The sequence below is a fragment of the Achromobacter sp. ACM01 genome (assembly GCF_014851745.1).
In the GTDB taxonomy this organism is placed as follows: domain Bacteria; phylum Pseudomonadota; class Gammaproteobacteria; order Burkholderiales; family Burkholderiaceae_B; genus Achromobacter; species Achromobacter aegrifaciens.
The window spans coordinates 1384878-1399177 of sequence record NZ_JACVAF010000001.1 but is presented as its reverse complement, the minus strand read 5'-3'; the positions used below and the strand labels follow the sequence as shown (position 1 = coordinate 1399177).

Genomic DNA, 14300 nt, shown 5'->3' with positions numbered 1-14300 from the left:
CAGCCGGAGCGTCAGGCGGCCATCCGCCTTTCGTCCACGAAGCCGATGGACACGGACATCTCGCGCCAGCGCGCCAGTTCCTGCTGCACCGACTGGATCTTGGCGCGCGCCTGGTCGAAGGCGTCGTGCCCCAGGAACAGGTGCAGGGGCGCATATTGCGCCTGCGCCGCGTTGATCAGCGTGCGCGCCATCTTGGCCGGATCGCCGTCCGCGTCGCGCGCCTGCGCATTGCGCGCCGCCAGTTCGGGCGCTTGCTCGCCGTCCGCCGTGCGCAACGCGCCCGGGTAGACCAGCGACACCCGGATGCCGAACGGCGCCGCCTCGGCGGCCAGGGCTTCGGTCAGGCCGCTGACGGCGAACTTGGCGGCGCTATAGGCGCCCCAATCGGCCCTGCCGCCATCGAAGCCCAGGATCGACGAGATGTTGAAGACGTGCCCGCTGCGCTGCGCGCGCATGCGCGGCAGGACCGCGCGGATCACGTTCAGCGTGGCAAACACATTGATGTCGAAGGTGCCTCTCAGGTCCTCGTCCGGCAGACTATCCAGCGCGCCGCGCAGGCCATGGCCCGCGTTGTTCACCACCACGTCCAGGCCGCCGAAGGCGGCCACCGTGGCATCCACCGCGCGCTGCACCTTGCGCTCGTCGGCCAGGTCCACCGTCAGGGGCAGGAACTGCCCCTCCAGCTTGGCGCCCACCGCGTCCAGCAGCGCATCGCCGTCCTGCGAGGTCGCCGCGACCTTGTGGCCCAAGTCCAGCAGCATCTTCACCAGGACCAGGCCCAGCCCCGCGGATGCGTCCGTCACCAACCAGATTTTTTCGGTATTCATGCGATTCCCTTCCCTTGCGTGCGCTGCCGGCAATGCGCCCGGCAGCGTGGCAGAGCCAGCGCATCCGCAATGGACACGCCGTCTCGACCCTGGAAGAGATGGTAAGAATCGCGAGCCTGCGCGTACAGGCTCGTTCTTGCGTGAATCCTGCCTATTCCTGCAACGGTGTGTTCCGCTGGCGCTCAGCCCAGCGCGCTGCGGTAGTGCTCGCTGTCGAATGCGGGCGCGCTTGCCGCCTGCGGGGCGGCTGACGGTTCCTGCGCCGCGCCAGGCGTCTCGACGCCGAAGAGAGAGAGTTCCGCGTTGACCAATGCCAGTATGAAATTTGCCATGATGACTCCTAGGATTTCGCGTCCGGACCGGCGCGGGCCGCGCAGGTCTTATAGAGGACATGGATGCCATGGTGCGGGCCTCGCCGCGCGCCGTCCATTTGCTTTGTTCAATGGCGCCGATTGACGGCATGCAAGCCTGGAAGCGCCCGCAGCTGGAATGACGGATAATTCGGGTGTTTCCCGCGGCGCCGCGGGGAACGGCACAGTTTTTCCGGGCCACGTGCCCGCCCGCATTCGGAGTCAGTCATGCATCGCGGTATCGAGGCGATCGAAAAATTCATGGAATCCGTCGGCCTGGCCTGGCGCCCCGGCTCGACCGAGCGCGCCGAACTCAAAGTCAGCTACCGCATCGGCAATACCCGCCCGCTGGGCATAGACCGCACGCTGGTCGAGTTCCACTGCGACCCCAAGCGCGCCAAGGTCTGGGTGCCGGAATTCTCGCGCACCAGCTTTCACCAGTGGTTCGAGGTTCCGTACCAGGAATTCGAATTCACCCCCGGCGGCTCGATGCTGAAGATCAAGGCTCCGGCGCGCGGCAATGCCCCGCCTTACAGCGTGGGCATCAAGCCCCTGGGCTAAAGCCCTGCCGCTGCCGCCCGCGGCGGCAGCGTCCGCTACAGCTGCTTGTACATGATGGTGGTGCCGTCCAGCTTGGCGGCATCATGCGGATCGCGGCTGAATCCCGGTATCACTCCCACGGTCTGATAGCCCTGCGACGCGTACAGCGGCTCGGCGCTATCGCCCGTGCGCGTGTCCAGCGTAATCAGGCTGCGTCCCTGGCGCCGCGCCATGGCTTCCGCTTCGGCCAGCAAGGCGCGGGCCAGGCCGCGGCGGCGGAAGTCCGGATGCACCAGCAGCTTGCGCACCTCGGCGCGGTGCGGCTGATTGGGCGGCGTGTCCCAATCCAGCTGCACCGATCCCGCGACGCGTCCGTCCTGTCGCGCCACCCACAGCGCCGACTTGCCGCCGGCGACCGCCGGCAGCACCTTGGCTCGCCAGAACGCCTGCGCGTCGTCCGACGAATACGGCAGCACGAAGCTGACGCTGGCGCCACCCTGCACGCAGGCGCGCAGCAGTTCGCCCAGCTCGGGCACGAGAGCGTCGGCGGCATCCGCTGACAGCAGGATCAATTCAGGATTCGGATGGGACATGGCAGGCTCAGACGATGAAGAGCAGATAACGGGCGCCGCAATGCGGCGGGGTTGAAAATTCGCTCGCGCCGAATAGCTGGTAGCGCAGGCAGTCGCCCTGGGAAAGGCGGTGCGCCTGCCCATCGACGGTGATGGCCAGCTCGCCGTCCAGCATCAGCAGGTGGTGTTCAAGCCCTGGCCGGGGCGACCGCTCGTAGGCGATGCGCGTACCAGGCTCCAGCTCGCACGCCAGCACCTCGCCCGCCAATTGCTGCGCGGGCGGGGACACCGAGCGGCGGCGGAATCCCGCGCTGCCGTCCACCCACACGGCCTGCGCCTGCTGCGGCACCAGCGGCACGAAGTCATCCTCGACCATCAGCATCAGGCGCGACATGGTCAGGCCATAGGCCGCGCACAACTTGCCCAGCGCGCTGGCGGTCGGGCTGACTTCGGCGTTTTCCAGGCGGGACAGGGTGGCGCGGCTGAGACCGGCGCGGGCGGCCAGCTCGTCCAGCGACCAGTTGCGCTCCTGGCGCAACGCCTTGAGCCGGGCGGCGATGCGGCCGTCCAGATCGGCCTCGGCGGTGATGTTGTTTTCCATATAAGAGAATTTCTCTCAAATACGGAAAATCGTCAAGCTTCCCAGAGAAAGGTGGCTGCCGGAACCGGCCCGCGCCGCGATTTCGGCACAATACGGGTCATGTACCTGGCCAAACCCTTGATGATGACTGCCCTTTGCCTGAGCCTGCTGAGCGGCTGCGGCTTGCCGCCGCTGGATAACCGCAGCGAATCCCATGCGCTGACGCCGGAGGCATCGCAAGACACCCCGCTGGGCCGGGCCATCGCGCCGCTTGCTGCCCAGCACCCGGGCAAGTCCGGCATCCACCCGCTGCCCGACGCCTATGACGCCTTCGCCGCCCGCATGCTGCTGGCGCGCGCCGCCGAACGCAGCCTGGATGTGCAGTACTACATCTGGCACAAGGACATGACGGGCACCATGCTGCTGGAGGCCCTGCACGAAGCCGCCGACCGCGGCGTGCGGGTGCGGCTGCTGCTGGACGACAACGGCACCTCGGGGTTGGACGAGGAGCTGTCCGCCCTGGACGCGCATCCCAACATCGAAGTGCGGCTGTACAACCCCTTCGTGCTGCGCTGGCCCAAGCCCCTGGGCTACGTGACGGACTTCAGCCGCCTGAACCGCCGCATGCACAACAAGTCCTTCACCGCCGACAACCAGGCCACCATCATCGGCGGGCGCAACGTCGGCGACGAGTACTTCGGCGCGGCCAGCGGCGTGCTCTTCACCGACCTGGACGTGCTGGCCATCGGCGCCGCGGTCAATGACGTGTCGACGGATTTCGACCGCTACTGGGCCAGCGACTCGGCCTACCCGGTCGACCGGCTGCTTAAGAAAACCGACCCCGGCGAACTGGACGAACTGGAACAGGCCGCCGCCCGGGTCGAGCGCTCTCCCGAAGCCGCCGCCTATGCCGACGCCATGCGCAAGCTGCCCTTCATCCAGCAGCTGCTGCGCGGCGAGCTGACGCTGGAATGGGCCGACACGCGCATGGTCAGCGACGATCCGCGCAAGACGCTGGGCACCGCGCCGCCCGAGGCAATGCTGCCGCATCAGCTGCATGAAATCATCGGCACCCCCACCACCGATCTCGAACTGGTGTCGCCCTATTTCGTGCCTACCGCCGTCGGCACCGAGTCCTTCGGACAGATGGCGCGCAGCGGCGTCAAGGTCAAGGTCCTCACCAATGCGCTTGAAGCCACGGACGTCGCCGTGGTGCATTCCGGCTACGCCAAGCGCCGCAAGGATCTGCTGGCCAGCGGCGTGGAACTTTACGAAATGAAGCGCATGGGCGCCGAAGTCGAGCGCAACAAGAGCATGGGCCCCTTCGGCAGCTCGGGCTCGAGCCTGCACGCCAAGACCTTCGCCGTCGACGGCAGGCGCATCTTCGTCGGCTCCTTCAACTTCGACCCGCGCTCGGCCAAGCTCAACACCGAGCTGGGCTTCGTCATAGACAGCCCCACGCTGGCGCGCCACATCGCCGACGCCTTCGACAAGGACATCCCCAAAGCCGCCTACCGCGTCTGCCTGGACGACAAGGGCCAGCTCTATTGGCTGGAACAGCGCAACGGCGACACCATCCGCCACGACACGGAGCCCGGCACGACCGTGTGGCAACGCCTGTCGGTCTGGTTCGTGTCGCTGCTGCCGCTGGAACCGCTGCTGTAGGCCGGCATGGCTACCAACCTGGACCTGTTTGGGGAGGACGGCGACGACGGCGCCGCGCAAGGCGGACGCGTCGCGCTCGGCCCCCAATCCGTGGTGCTGCGCGGTTTTGCCCTGCCGTTGGTGGACGCGCTCCTCGCGGGGGTCGATGCCGTGACCGCGCAGGCGCCCTTCCGGCACATGGAAACCCCCGGCGGCTACACCATGTCGGTGGCGCTGACCAATTGCGGACAGCTGGGCTGGACCAGCGATGCGCGCGGCTACCGCTATGCGCGCATCGATCCGCTCTCCGGCCAGCCCTGGCCCGCCATGCCCCAGGCCTTCATGCAGCTGGCGCAGGCCGCCGCGGCCGAAGCCGGTTTTCCTGGCTTCGAGCCAGACGCCTGCCTGGTCAACCGCTACGAGCCGGGCTCGCGGCTGTCGCTGCACCAGGACAGGAACGAACGCGACTACGGCGCGCCCATCGTCTCCGTATCGCTGGGCATGCCCGCCATGTTCCTCTTCGGCGGCGACCAGCGCGCGGACAAGGCCAGCCGCACGCCGCTGTTCCATGGCGACGTGGTCGTGTGGGGCGGGGTCGACCGGCTGCGCTACCACGGCATCATGCCCATCAAGGACCTGCCGCATCCGCGGCTGGGCAGCCAGCGCATCAACTTCACCATCCGCCGCGCCGGCTGAGCGCCGCATGAGGGTTCCCCGCGTCTGGCCGGGCGCAAGCGGCGGCTCTACTATTGCGCACCCCTCATGCTCCGCCTACCGGATTCCCATGCGCACACGCACCGCCCTGGCTTTGCTCTGCACCCTCGTATCGGCGCCTTCCTGGTCGGGTGAACCGCCCGCCCTGATCGAAAATTCGCTGGGCATGACCTTTGTCCGCGTGCCGGCCGGCAGCTTCCAGATGGGCAGCGACGAGACGCCCGAGGCGCTGGCGCGCGACTATCCGCTGTACCCGCCGGACCGCTACGCCCAGCTGTTCGATGAAGCGCCGGTGCATACGGTGCGCATCACCCGTCCGTTCTACCTGGAACGCACGGAAGTCACCGTGGGCCAGTTCCGCCGCTTCATCGAGGCGTCCGGCTACGTGCCGGAGTCGGAGGCCGACGGCACCGGCGGCTATGGCTACAACCCGCAGTACGACCCCGACAAATCCGAGCGCGGCGACGCTTTCGAAGGCCGCGACCGCCGCTATTCCTGGCGCAATCCAGGCTTCGCGCAAGGCGATGACCATCCCGTGGTCAACATCAGCTGGAACGACGCCACAGCGCTGGCCCGCTGGCTGACCCAGACCGAAGGCAAGGTCTACCGCCTGCCCACCGAAGCCGAATGGGAATACGCCTGCCGCGCCGGCGCGCGCACCCGCTACCAGAACGGCGACGATCCCGCCGCCATGCCCGACGTCGGCAACGGCTTCGACGCCGACGCCGCGCCGCTCTGGCCCAAATGGCAGGCGCATGCCTCCGCCCGCGCCGACGGCAACGCCTTCACCGCCCCGGTCGCCAGCTATGCGCCCAATGCCTTCGGCCTGTACGACATGCACGGCAACGCCTGGGAATGGGTCTCGGACTGGTATGGCGAGGACTACTACGCGCATTCACCCGTGGACGACCCGCAAGGCCCCGCCAGCGGCAACGTGCGCGTACGGCGCGGCGGCTCCTGGCATACCTGGGCGTTGTACACGCGCGCCTCCTACCGCAACTGGAACACGCAGGAAACGCGCTATCCTCTGGTGGGATTGAGGCTGCTGCGGGAGGCGGATTGAAACAAGACTGGATATTGCGAGCCGCGCCCTCGGGCCAGCTGGAGCGCATCGAAGCCTATTTCGGCGGTCCAGGCTACGGCATGCACCGCCACGACACCTACGCCATCGGCCGCACGCTGTCAGGCGTGCAGAGCTTCCACTACCGCCGCGGGCTGCGGCACAGCCTGCCCGGCGGCACCATCGTGCTGCATCCCGACGAAGTCCACGACGGCCAGGCCGGCACCGAAGCCGGTTTCCACTACCGCATGATCTACGTCGAGCCGGCGCTCATCCAGCAGATCCTGGGCGGACGGCCGCTGCCATTCATCCCGGGCGGCATCTCGGCCGATCCACGCCTGTACGCCGCCAGCGCCAGCCTGCTGCAGGACACGCATGATCCGATCGACCCGCTGCAGGAAGACGACGCGCTGTACGAGCTGAGCCATGCCCTGTGCGCCGCGGCTGGCGGCAAGCCCGGCCGCCGCAGCGCCGACTACGCCGCGGCCGAGCGCGCCCGCCAATACATCCACGCCTCGCTCGAACGGTCCATCACCCTGGAACAGCTGTCAGCGGCCGCGGGCACGGACCGCTGGAGCCTGTCGCGCGACTTCCGCGCGCTGTTCGGCACCAGCCCCTACCGCTACGTAATGCTGCGCCGCCTGGACCAGGCCCGGCGCCTGATCGCCGCGGGCATGCCGCTGGCGCAAGCGGCCGCCGCGTCGGGCTTCACCGACCAGAGCCACCTGACGCGCCGCCACGTCCAGACCTACGGCATGGCGCCCGACCGCTGGCGGCGCATGCTGCGCCGCTGAACGCGGATTCGCGCAAAGCTGCTCGATCGTACAAGACGGCGTCGGCGCAGCCTTCTATGCTGGGGTTTGCTCAACCCTATGCGACAGTCCTCCCCATGCCCGAAATCCGCACCATCAACTTCGCCGACAAACTGGCGCTGATCTCCGAACACTGGATGCCCAAAGTCGTCGCCGAGATGAACGACTACCAGTTCAAGCTGGTGAAAATACAGGGCGAATTCGTGTGGCACAGCCATGCCGACACCGACGAGACCTTCATCGTCATCGAGGGCCGTCTGCGCATCCAGCTGCGCGACGGCCACATCGACCTGGGCCCTGGCGAAATGGCCGTGGTCCCCAAGGGCGTGGAGCACAAGCCCTGTGCGCCCGAGGAAGTCAAAATGCTGCTGATCGAGCCGCGCGGCGTGCGCAACACCGGCGACCAGGGCGGCGAGCGCAGCGCTCCCAACGACGTCTGGATCTGAGCCCGCCGCCATCTGCTAAGGTGTAATCCCATCAGGAGCAAGCCATGTCAAAGATCATGCTCGTCACCGGCGGCGGCCGCGGCATCGGCGCCGCCGTCGCCAGGCTGGCTGCCCGCCGCGGCTACGCGGTAGGCGTCAACTACCATTCCAACGCCGACGCCGCGCGCGCGGTGGTCGAGGAAATCGTGCGGGGCGGCGGCCGCGCCGTCGCGCTGCAGGCCGACGTCTCGCAAGAGGACCAGGTGCTGCGCATGTACGGCGAACTGGACCAGCAGCTGGGCCGCATCGACGCGCTGGTCAACAACGCCGGCATCCTGGAGCAGCAGATGCGCGTGGACCAGATGAGCGCCGACCGCCTGCTGCGCGTGCTGTCCACCAATGTGGTCGGCGCCTTCCTGTGCGCCCGCGAGGCAGTGCGCCGCATGTCGACGCGCCATGGCGGCCAGGGCGGCGCCATCGTCAACGTCTCGTCCGTGGCCGCCCGGCTGGGCTCGCCCAACGAGTATGTGGACTACGCCGCCTCCAAGGGCGCCATGGACACGATGACCATCGGCCTGTCCAAGGAAGTCGCGCCTGAAGGCATCCGCGTCAACGGCGTACGTCCCGGCACCATCTACACCGACATGCACGCCAGCGGCGGCGAACCCGGCCGCGTCGACCGCCTGAAGGGCGCGATTCCGCTGCGTCGCGGCGGCACGGTCGAAGAAGTCGCGGGCGCCGTGATGTGGCTGTTCTCGGATGAGGCCGGCTACACCAGCGGTTCGTTCATCGAGGTGTCCGGCGGCAATTGAAACGCCGCTACGGCTTGGCGTCGGAAGCAATGACCTTGTGCTCGTGCCTGGCGGCGATGCGCGCCTCGACGCGCCGCAGCACTGCCAGCACGAACAGCGCCATCACGGTGCTGACCACGGCGGTGGCTTCGCGTCCCATGCCCGCCGCCACCCCGATCGCCGCCGTCATCCAGATGCCTGCCGACGTGGTCAGCCCGCGGATCTCGCGCTCGTCGCTCAGCTTGATGATGGCGCCCGCGCCCAGGAAGCCGATGCCGGCGATCACGCCCTGCAGCACGCGGCTCAGGTCGCCGACTTCCATGCCGCCTTGCAGCGGCACCAGCACGAAGATCGCCGCCCCCAGCGCCACCAGCATGTGGGTGCGCAAGCCGGCGTCCTTGCCGCTGCGCTCCCGCTCATAACCCAACAGGCCGCCCAGCAGCATGGCCATGCCCAGGCGCAGCACGATGCGGGTCGCCTCGCCCACATCGGGGATGTCGGCGAATTCGCTGCGCACGGTGGACCAGATTTCCAGCCAGATTTCCGTCATCGCCGTCCCCTCATGGGAAATGGTCGGACCAGCATAGCAGGCGCCGCGCGACGGCTGCCATGCTGCGCACGCACTGGCACATGTGGGCACAACTGGTTTACAACCGACCTGGCGTCGCGCGGCATCGCGGACGGAAACGACCGGAGGGTTACATGGATTTGCAGCTAGACGGTAAACGCGTGCTCATCACGGGCGCATCCAAGGGCATAGGCCTGGCCTGCGCGCTGGCCTTCGCCCGCGAAGGCGCCGAACCGATACTGGTGGCGCGCGACGACGCGGCGCTGCGCACGGCGGCCGAGACCATACGCGATGCGACCGGGAAGCAGGCGCGGGCCGTCACGCTGGACCTGGCCCAATCCGGCGCGGCGCAACGCCTGAGCCAGGAAGCGGGCGATATCGACATCCTGGTGAACAACGCCGGCGCGGTGCCGGGCGGCGCGCTGGACCAGGTGCAGGACGAGCGCTGGCGCGCGGGCTGGGAACTGAAAGTCCACGGCTACATCGACCTGGCCCGCCACTACTACCCGCGCATGCGCGACGCCGGCGCGGGCGTCATCGCCAACATCATCGGCATGGCGGGCTCCGCGCCGCGCGCCGACTACATCTGCGGCGCGGCAGGCAATGCCTCGCTCATCGCCTTCACTCGCGCCCTGGGCGGGGATGCGCCGCGCCACGGCGTGCGCGTCTTCGGCGTGAATCCTTCGCGCACCCGCACCGACCGCGTGCTGACGCTGGCCAAGCAGCGCGCCCAGGCGCGCTGGGGCGACGAAAACCGCTGGCAGGAGACGCTGTCGGACCTGCCTTTCGGACGCCTGATGGAACCCGGTGAGGTGGCCGACATGATCGTCTTCGGCGCCTCGCCGCGCGCGGGCTACCTGAGCGGCACGGTGATAGACCTGGACGGCGGCGAGCAGTACGCGCGTTGAAGCCCGTCCCGCATGTCTGGCCCTAGGCGGCCTGGCGCCAGCCCGCCAGCAGACCGGGCAAGGCGGCCATGTCGGTGAACACGTGGGCCACGCCCACGCCGCGCAAGGCTTCGGCGCCGCTATGCCCATTGGCATCGGGGCTGTAGCCGAACACAGTAGCGCCGGCGGCCACCCCAGCCGTGGCGCCGGTCACCGTGTCTTCCACGATGGCGCAACGCCGAGGGTCCACGCCCAGCGCCTGCGCAGCGGCCAGGTACACGTCCGGATAGGGCTTGCTGCGCGGCATTTCGTGGCCGCTGAAGACCCGCTCGCGAAAGCAGTCGGCAATGCCGACCTTGGCCAGCTGCAGCTCCACCTTGCGGCGGTCCGCGCCCGAGGCCACGGCGATGCGGCCGTCCAAGGCCACGTGCAAAGCCCGCACCGCGTCCGGCGCGCCGGGGATCTCGACCAGGTCGCGGTCCAGCGCGGCATTGCGGCGCTGGCGGAACTGATCGAACCAATCCGGCGTGATCGTGGCGCCCGTGCGCGATTCGATCAGCGGCAGTTCGTCCCTGACGGCCTTGCCCGTGAAGATCTGCATGGTTTCCGCATGCGTGATGCCCCAGCCCAACTCATTGAGCATGTCGGTCAGCACGCGGCTGGTGATGGGTTCGGAATCGACCAGGACGCCGTCGCAGTCGAACAGCACGGCATCGAAGGGAAAATCAGTCATTGCAGCAACGTCGGGAATGTCCATGAAGCCGGTAAGCATACTGCAGGCCTCCTGCGCGACGCAGGAGGCTCGCCTGGCATCAAATTCCGACAGACCTGATCCGCAACGGCGGGCCATGATCCCGCCGGCGCCGAGCGCACTGGACGCCGTCATGCGCTGAGCCCGCGACGGACGGGCTCCAGGCGACTTCGGCGCGGAACCTCAAACCATCCGTCCCAGTTTTCTATAATTGCATTTTGACAATTCAATATGCAAAATGACGGTCATGCATATCCCTGCCGTCACGCCCCGCCACGCCGCCTTCACCCTCAATGGCGTCCTCCATACCTGCCTGGACCTGCCCGGCATGTACGGCGCCCAGTACTTCCGCCTGCCCGTAGTGCTGCGGCTGCTGCTGGAAAACGCGCTGCGCAACATGCACGACGCGGAGCGCGACGCGGCCGCCGCGGCGCTGTTCGGCTGGCTGGAGCACGGCACCAGCGAAGCCGAGATCGCCTTCCAGCCCGGACGCGTGCTGATGCACGACACCACCAGCACCCCGGCCCTGGTCGACATCGCCGCGATGCGCGATGCGCTGGCCGAGGCCGGCGTGGATCCTTCCGCGCTGAATCCCGTGCTGCCCGTGGACGTGTCGGTAGACCATTCGCTGGCGGTGCAGTCCTATGCGCGCGCCGACGCCGCGGAATTGAATCTGGACCTGGAGCTGCGCCGCAACGCCGAGCGCTACCGCTTCCTGCGCTGGGCATCCAAGGCCCTGTCCAATGTGCGCATCCATCCGCCAGGCACCGGCATCATGCACACCATCAACCTGGAACAGCTGGCGACCGTGGTTTGCGGGCAGGAAGAGGCCGACGGCATCGCGCTGCATCCGGACATGATGATAGGTACCGACAGCCACACGCCCATGGTCAACGGCATCGGCGTGCTGGGCTGGGGCGTGGGCGGCCTGGAGGCGCAGACGGTGATGTTCGGCATGCCCACGCTGCTGCGCATTCCGGACGTGATCGGCGTGCGGCTGACCGGCGCGCTGAGCGCGGGAGTCAGCGCGACCGACCTGGCGCTGACCGTGACGCAGCGCCTGCGCGAGATCCAGGTGTCCGGCGAATTCGTGGAGTTCTTCGGACCCGGCGTGGCCACGCTGCCGGCCGGCAGCCGCTGCGTGGTGGCCAACATGGCGCCCGAGTACGGCGCCACCACGGGCTACTTCCCCATCGACAGGCAGACGCTGGCCTATCTGCGCCAGACGGGCCGGCCCGAGACGCTGATCGCGCAGGTACAGGCCTACGCCGAGCGCGCCGGCATCGCCTATGACCCCGCTGCCGCGCCGCGCTACACCCGCGTCGTCGACATCGCGCTGGACCGCGTGCAGATGCATGTGGCCGGGCCGCGTCGGCCGCAGGATCTGCATCCCTACGGACACACCAAGGCCATCCTGGCCGGCTTGGCGGACGCGCCGGCGGTCCCTGCGCGCGGCCTGCCCCGCTACGCCGTGGCGATCGCAGCCATCACCAGCTGCACCAATACCTCGGATCCACGGCTGCTGTCCGCAGCTGGCCTGCTGGCCCGCAAGGCGCGCCAGGCCGGCCTGCGCGTGCCCGCCTGGGTGAAAACCTCATTGGCTCCCGGCTCGCCCGCGGCGGCGGCGTATCTCGCGCGCGCTGGGCTGCTGGAAGATCTGGCCGCCGTGGGCTTCGACATCGTGGGCTACGGCTGCACCACCTGCATCGGCAATTCCGGCCCCCTCCCCGAGCCCGTGCGCGCGGCCATGGCGGCGGGCGCGGTCCATCCCGTGGCGGTGCTGTCCGGCAACCGCAATTTCGCTGGCCGCATCCATCCGGACCTGGACCTGGGCTTTCTCATGTCGCCGGCGCTGGTCATCGCCTACGCGTTGGCGGGCGACGCCGAACGCGACCTGAGCTGCGAACCCGTGCAGACCGCCCCCGACGGCCGCGCCATCCATCTGCGCGAGCTCTGGCCTGACGACGCGGAGATAGACGCCGCGCTGGCCGCCGGCCAGCAGCCCGCCGATTACCGCCAGGCCTTCCGGATCGCCAGCGCCAACCCGGCATGGCATGCGCTGCAATCGCCGGACTCGGCGCGCTTTCCCTGGGACCCCGCCTCCACCGCGCTGCGCCGCCCGCCGTTCGCCAGCACCGAAGCGGCCGGCCAGTTGGGCCGCTACACCGCGCATCCCCTGCTGGTGCTGGGCGACGACGTGACCACCGATCACCTGTCGCCCGCCAGCGCCATTCCGCCGGACAGCCTGATCGCCGACTTCCTGGTCGAACGCGGCGACGACCGCAACGACCTGAACGTCTTCGCATCGCGCCGCGGCAACTGGCAGGTCATGCTGCGCGCCGCGTTCTACAGCAAGAGCCTCGTCAATCTGCTCATACCCGAAGCGCCGGTTGGCCACACCCTGCATGCGCCCAGCGGCCGGGTGGAGCCGATCTGGGAGGCCGCCGGCCGCTACGCCCGGGCCGGCCAGCCCGTGGTCCTGGTGGCAGGCGAACGCTATGGCACGGGTTCCTCGCGCGACTGGGCCGCCAAAGGACAGCGCCTGCTGGGCATCCGCTGCGTGCTGGCGGTCAGCTTCGAACGCATCCACCGCTCCAACCTGATCGGCATGGGCATCCTGCCCTTGCGCCTGCCCGCCGGCGTCACGCCGGCAACGCTGCGCATCCGGCCCGGCGACCGGATCGAGATCGATGCCCCGGCCGCCGCGCTGACGCCGCGCATGCCCGTGGCCGTGCGCCTCCTGCGCGCCGGCGGCACCGCCGAGACGCTACAGGCGACGGCGGCGGTCGAGACCCGGCTGGAAGTCAGGCTGCTGCGCATGGGCGGCGTCATTCCCGCTATCCTCTCGGACACCATCCATTCCGCCGTCCGCAACGCATGAGCGCCCAATCCAATACCGCCGCGAAAATCCTGGCGCTGATCCAGGCAGACCGCCTGCCCGCGGGCGCGCACCTGACCGCGCAGAAGATCGCCGACCGGCTGCGCCTGTCGCGCTCGCCGGTCAACGACGCGCTGGGCATCCTGGAGCAACGCGGCATCGTCTCGCGCAAGCCCAACCGCGGCTACTTCCTGGAACGGGATCACGCCGCGCTGGCGGACTTGCACGGGGACCTGGCGCCGCCCTCCGTCGACGACATCGTCACGCACAGCTACTTCAAGCTGGCCGATGAACTGCTGCGCGGCGAACTGCCCATGCAATGCAGCGAAGCGCTGCTGCGCGCCCGCTATGGCCTGACGGCGGCGCAGACCCAAGCCCTGCTGGGCCGCATCGCGCAGGAAGGCTGGGCAGAGCGGCGGCCCGGCTATGGCTGGGAATTTTCATCCATGATGACCACCCCTGACAGCCTGCTGCAGTCCTACCGCCTGCGGCTGGCGCTGGAACCGGCCGCGCTGCTCGAACCGGGATTTCACATCGACAAACAGGTGCTGGCGCGTTGCCGCGCGGCCGAAAAGCACCTGCTGGACGGCGGCATCGCCACCGACACCGCCGACCAACTGCACGAGCGCGGCGTACGCTTCCATGAATCTCTGGTGGAGGCCTCGGGCAATCCCTTCTTCATCGACGCGATCAAGCGGGTGAACCGCGTGCGCCGGCTGCTTTCGTACCGATCCATGCAAGACCGCAGCCGCTACAAGCAGCATTGCGAACAGCACCTGGCCATCCTGGACCTGCTGGAACACGAACGCAACGAAGAGGCCGCGGCGCAGCTGGCGGAGCACCTGCGCAGCACGCTGGACAACCTGGCCCGCATCAGCGGGCTGCTGGCGTCCTAGCGCCG

The 14300-nt window shown here is 68.6% G+C and carries 16 protein-coding genes; 10 read left to right on the top strand and 6 right to left on the bottom strand.

The window, feature by feature from the left end; all coding sequences use genetic code 11:
- Window positions 1–11: 11 nt before the first annotated feature.
- Window positions 12–827, bottom strand: a complete 816-nt coding sequence (locus tag IB268_RS06445; protein WP_192353993.1) for an SDR family NAD(P)-dependent oxidoreductase — start codon at window positions 825–827, stop codon at window positions 12–14.
- 182 nt (window positions 828–1009) lie between these two features.
- A complete protein-coding gene (locus IB268_RS06440; RefSeq protein ID WP_165867857.1) occupies window positions 1010–1159 on the bottom strand; it encodes a hypothetical protein in 150 nt (49 codons plus the stop codon).
- 246 nt (window positions 1160–1405) lie between these two features.
- Between IB268_RS06440 and IB268_RS06435 the strand changes: the two genes are divergently transcribed.
- Complete coding sequence (locus tag IB268_RS06435) at window positions 1406–1738, top strand: hypothetical protein (RefSeq protein WP_054451676.1); 333 nt, start codon at window positions 1406–1408, stop codon at window positions 1736–1738.
- Window positions 1739–1773: 35 nt separating this feature from the next.
- On the opposite strand, the gene IB268_RS06430 is transcribed toward IB268_RS06435, so the two are convergent.
- Window positions 1774–2310, bottom strand: a complete 537-nt coding sequence (locus IB268_RS06430; protein ID WP_054451677.1) for a GNAT family N-acetyltransferase — start codon at window positions 2308–2310, stop codon at window positions 1774–1776.
- A 7-nt stretch (window positions 2311–2317) separates the two neighbouring features.
- Window positions 2318–2890, bottom strand: coding sequence for a helix-turn-helix domain-containing protein (locus tag IB268_RS06425; protein WP_054451678.1), 573 nt, complete (start codon window positions 2888–2890; stop codon window positions 2318–2320).
- A gap of 99 nt (window positions 2891–2989) precedes the next feature.
- On the opposite strand from IB268_RS06425, the gene IB268_RS06420 reads away from it, so the two are divergent.
- The 6 genes from IB268_RS06420 (at window position 2990) to IB268_RS06395 (ending at window position 8336) form a co-directional block, all read left to right on the top strand.
- Entirely contained in the window at window positions 2990–4534 is a 1545-nt protein-coding gene (locus IB268_RS06420; protein WP_119451081.1) for a phospholipase D family protein, read from the top strand.
- A 6-nt stretch (window positions 4535–4540) separates the two neighbouring features.
- A complete protein-coding gene (gene alkB / locus IB268_RS06415) occupies window positions 4541–5209 on the top strand; it encodes a DNA oxidative demethylase AlkB (protein ID WP_054451679.1) in 669 nt (222 codons plus the stop codon).
- 88 nt (window positions 5210–5297) lie between these two features.
- Complete coding sequence (locus IB268_RS06410; protein WP_192353992.1) at window positions 5298–6290, top strand: formylglycine-generating enzyme family protein; 993 nt, start codon at window positions 5298–5300, stop codon at window positions 6288–6290.
- Window positions 6287–7081, top strand: a complete 795-nt coding sequence (locus IB268_RS06405) for an AraC family transcriptional regulator (RefSeq protein WP_119451084.1) — start codon at window positions 6287–6289, stop codon at window positions 7079–7081. The genes IB268_RS06410 and IB268_RS06405 overlap by 4 nt, the downstream gene beginning before the upstream one ends.
- A gap of 95 nt (window positions 7082–7176) precedes the next feature.
- Window positions 7177–7545, top strand: coding sequence for a cupin domain-containing protein (locus tag IB268_RS06400; RefSeq protein WP_054451681.1), 369 nt, complete (start codon window positions 7177–7179; stop codon window positions 7543–7545).
- A gap of 44 nt (window positions 7546–7589) precedes the next feature.
- Window positions 7590–8336 (top strand): SDR family oxidoreductase, encoded by a 747-nt coding sequence (locus IB268_RS06395; RefSeq protein WP_054451682.1) that lies wholly within the window; start codon window positions 7590–7592, stop codon window positions 8334–8336.
- Window positions 8337–8343: 7 nt separating this feature from the next.
- Here the strand turns inward: IB268_RS06395 and IB268_RS06390 are convergent, their stop codons facing one another.
- Entirely contained in the window at window positions 8344–8865 is a 522-nt protein-coding gene (locus IB268_RS06390; RefSeq protein ID WP_054451683.1) for an MgtC/SapB family protein, read from the bottom strand.
- Between the two features lie 152 nt (window positions 8866–9017).
- On the opposite strand from IB268_RS06390, the gene IB268_RS06385 reads away from it, so the two are divergent.
- Window positions 9018–9791 (top strand): SDR family oxidoreductase, encoded by a 774-nt coding sequence (locus tag IB268_RS06385; RefSeq protein WP_054451684.1) that lies wholly within the window; start codon window positions 9018–9020, stop codon window positions 9789–9791.
- 22 nt (window positions 9792–9813) lie between these two features.
- On the opposite strand, the gene IB268_RS06380 is transcribed toward IB268_RS06385, so the two are convergent.
- Window positions 9814–10503 (bottom strand): HAD family phosphatase, encoded by a 690-nt coding sequence (locus tag IB268_RS06380; RefSeq protein WP_175160182.1) that lies wholly within the window; start codon window positions 10501–10503, stop codon window positions 9814–9816.
- Window positions 10504–10768: 265 nt separating this feature from the next.
- On the opposite strand from IB268_RS06380, the gene acnA reads away from it, so the two are divergent.
- Window positions 10769–13402, top strand: coding sequence for an aconitate hydratase AcnA (gene acnA, locus IB268_RS06375; RefSeq protein WP_192353991.1), 2634 nt, complete (start codon window positions 10769–10771; stop codon window positions 13400–13402).
- Window positions 13399–14295, top strand: a complete 897-nt coding sequence (locus tag IB268_RS06370; protein WP_175160187.1) for a GntR family transcriptional regulator — start codon at window positions 13399–13401, stop codon at window positions 14293–14295. The genes acnA and IB268_RS06370 overlap by 4 nt, the downstream gene beginning before the upstream one ends.
- The last annotated feature ends 5 nt before the right edge of the window (window positions 14296–14300 follow it).

Bases quoted from the DNA above. Each gene is read 5' to 3' on its own strand.
- IB268_RS06445 (WP_192353993.1), bottom strand. From the start codon at position 827: ATGAATACCGAAAAAATCTGGTTGGTGACGGACGCATCCGCGGGGCTG.
- IB268_RS06440 (WP_165867857.1), bottom strand. From the start codon at position 1,159: ATGGCAAATTTCATACTGGCATTGGTCAACGCGGAACTCTCTCTCTTC.
- IB268_RS06435 (WP_054451676.1), top strand. From the start codon at position 1,406: ATGCATCGCGGTATCGAGGCGATCGAAAAATTCATGGAATCCGTCGGC.
- IB268_RS06430 (WP_054451677.1), bottom strand. From the start codon at position 2,310: ATGTCCCATCCGAATCCTGAATTGATCCTGCTGTCAGCGGATGCCGCC.
- IB268_RS06425 (WP_054451678.1), bottom strand. From the start codon at position 2,890: ATGGAAAACAACATCACCGCCGAGGCCGATCTGGACGGCCGCATCGCC.
- IB268_RS06420 (WP_119451081.1), top strand. From the start codon at position 2,990: ATGTACCTGGCCAAACCCTTGATGATGACTGCCCTTTGCCTGAGCCTG.
- alkB (WP_054451679.1), top strand. From the start codon at position 4,541: ATGGCTACCAACCTGGACCTGTTTGGGGAGGACGGCGACGACGGCGCC.
- IB268_RS06410 (WP_192353992.1), top strand. From the start codon at position 5,298: ATGCGCACACGCACCGCCCTGGCTTTGCTCTGCACCCTCGTATCGGCG.
- IB268_RS06400 (WP_054451681.1), top strand. From the start codon at position 7,177: ATGCCCGAAATCCGCACCATCAACTTCGCCGACAAACTGGCGCTGATC.
- IB268_RS06395 (WP_054451682.1), top strand. From the start codon at position 7,590: ATGTCAAAGATCATGCTCGTCACCGGCGGCGGCCGCGGCATCGGCGCC.
- IB268_RS06390 (WP_054451683.1), bottom strand. From the start codon at position 8,865: ATGACGGAAATCTGGCTGGAAATCTGGTCCACCGTGCGCAGCGAATTC.
- IB268_RS06385 (WP_054451684.1), top strand. From the start codon at position 9,018: ATGGATTTGCAGCTAGACGGTAAACGCGTGCTCATCACGGGCGCATCC.
- IB268_RS06380 (WP_175160182.1), bottom strand. From the start codon at position 10,503: ATGACTGATTTTCCCTTCGATGCCGTGCTGTTCGACTGCGACGGCGTC.
- acnA (WP_192353991.1), top strand. From the start codon at position 10,769: ATGCATATCCCTGCCGTCACGCCCCGCCACGCCGCCTTCACCCTCAAT.
- IB268_RS06370 (WP_175160187.1), top strand. From the start codon at position 13,399: ATGAGCGCCCAATCCAATACCGCCGCGAAAATCCTGGCGCTGATCCAG.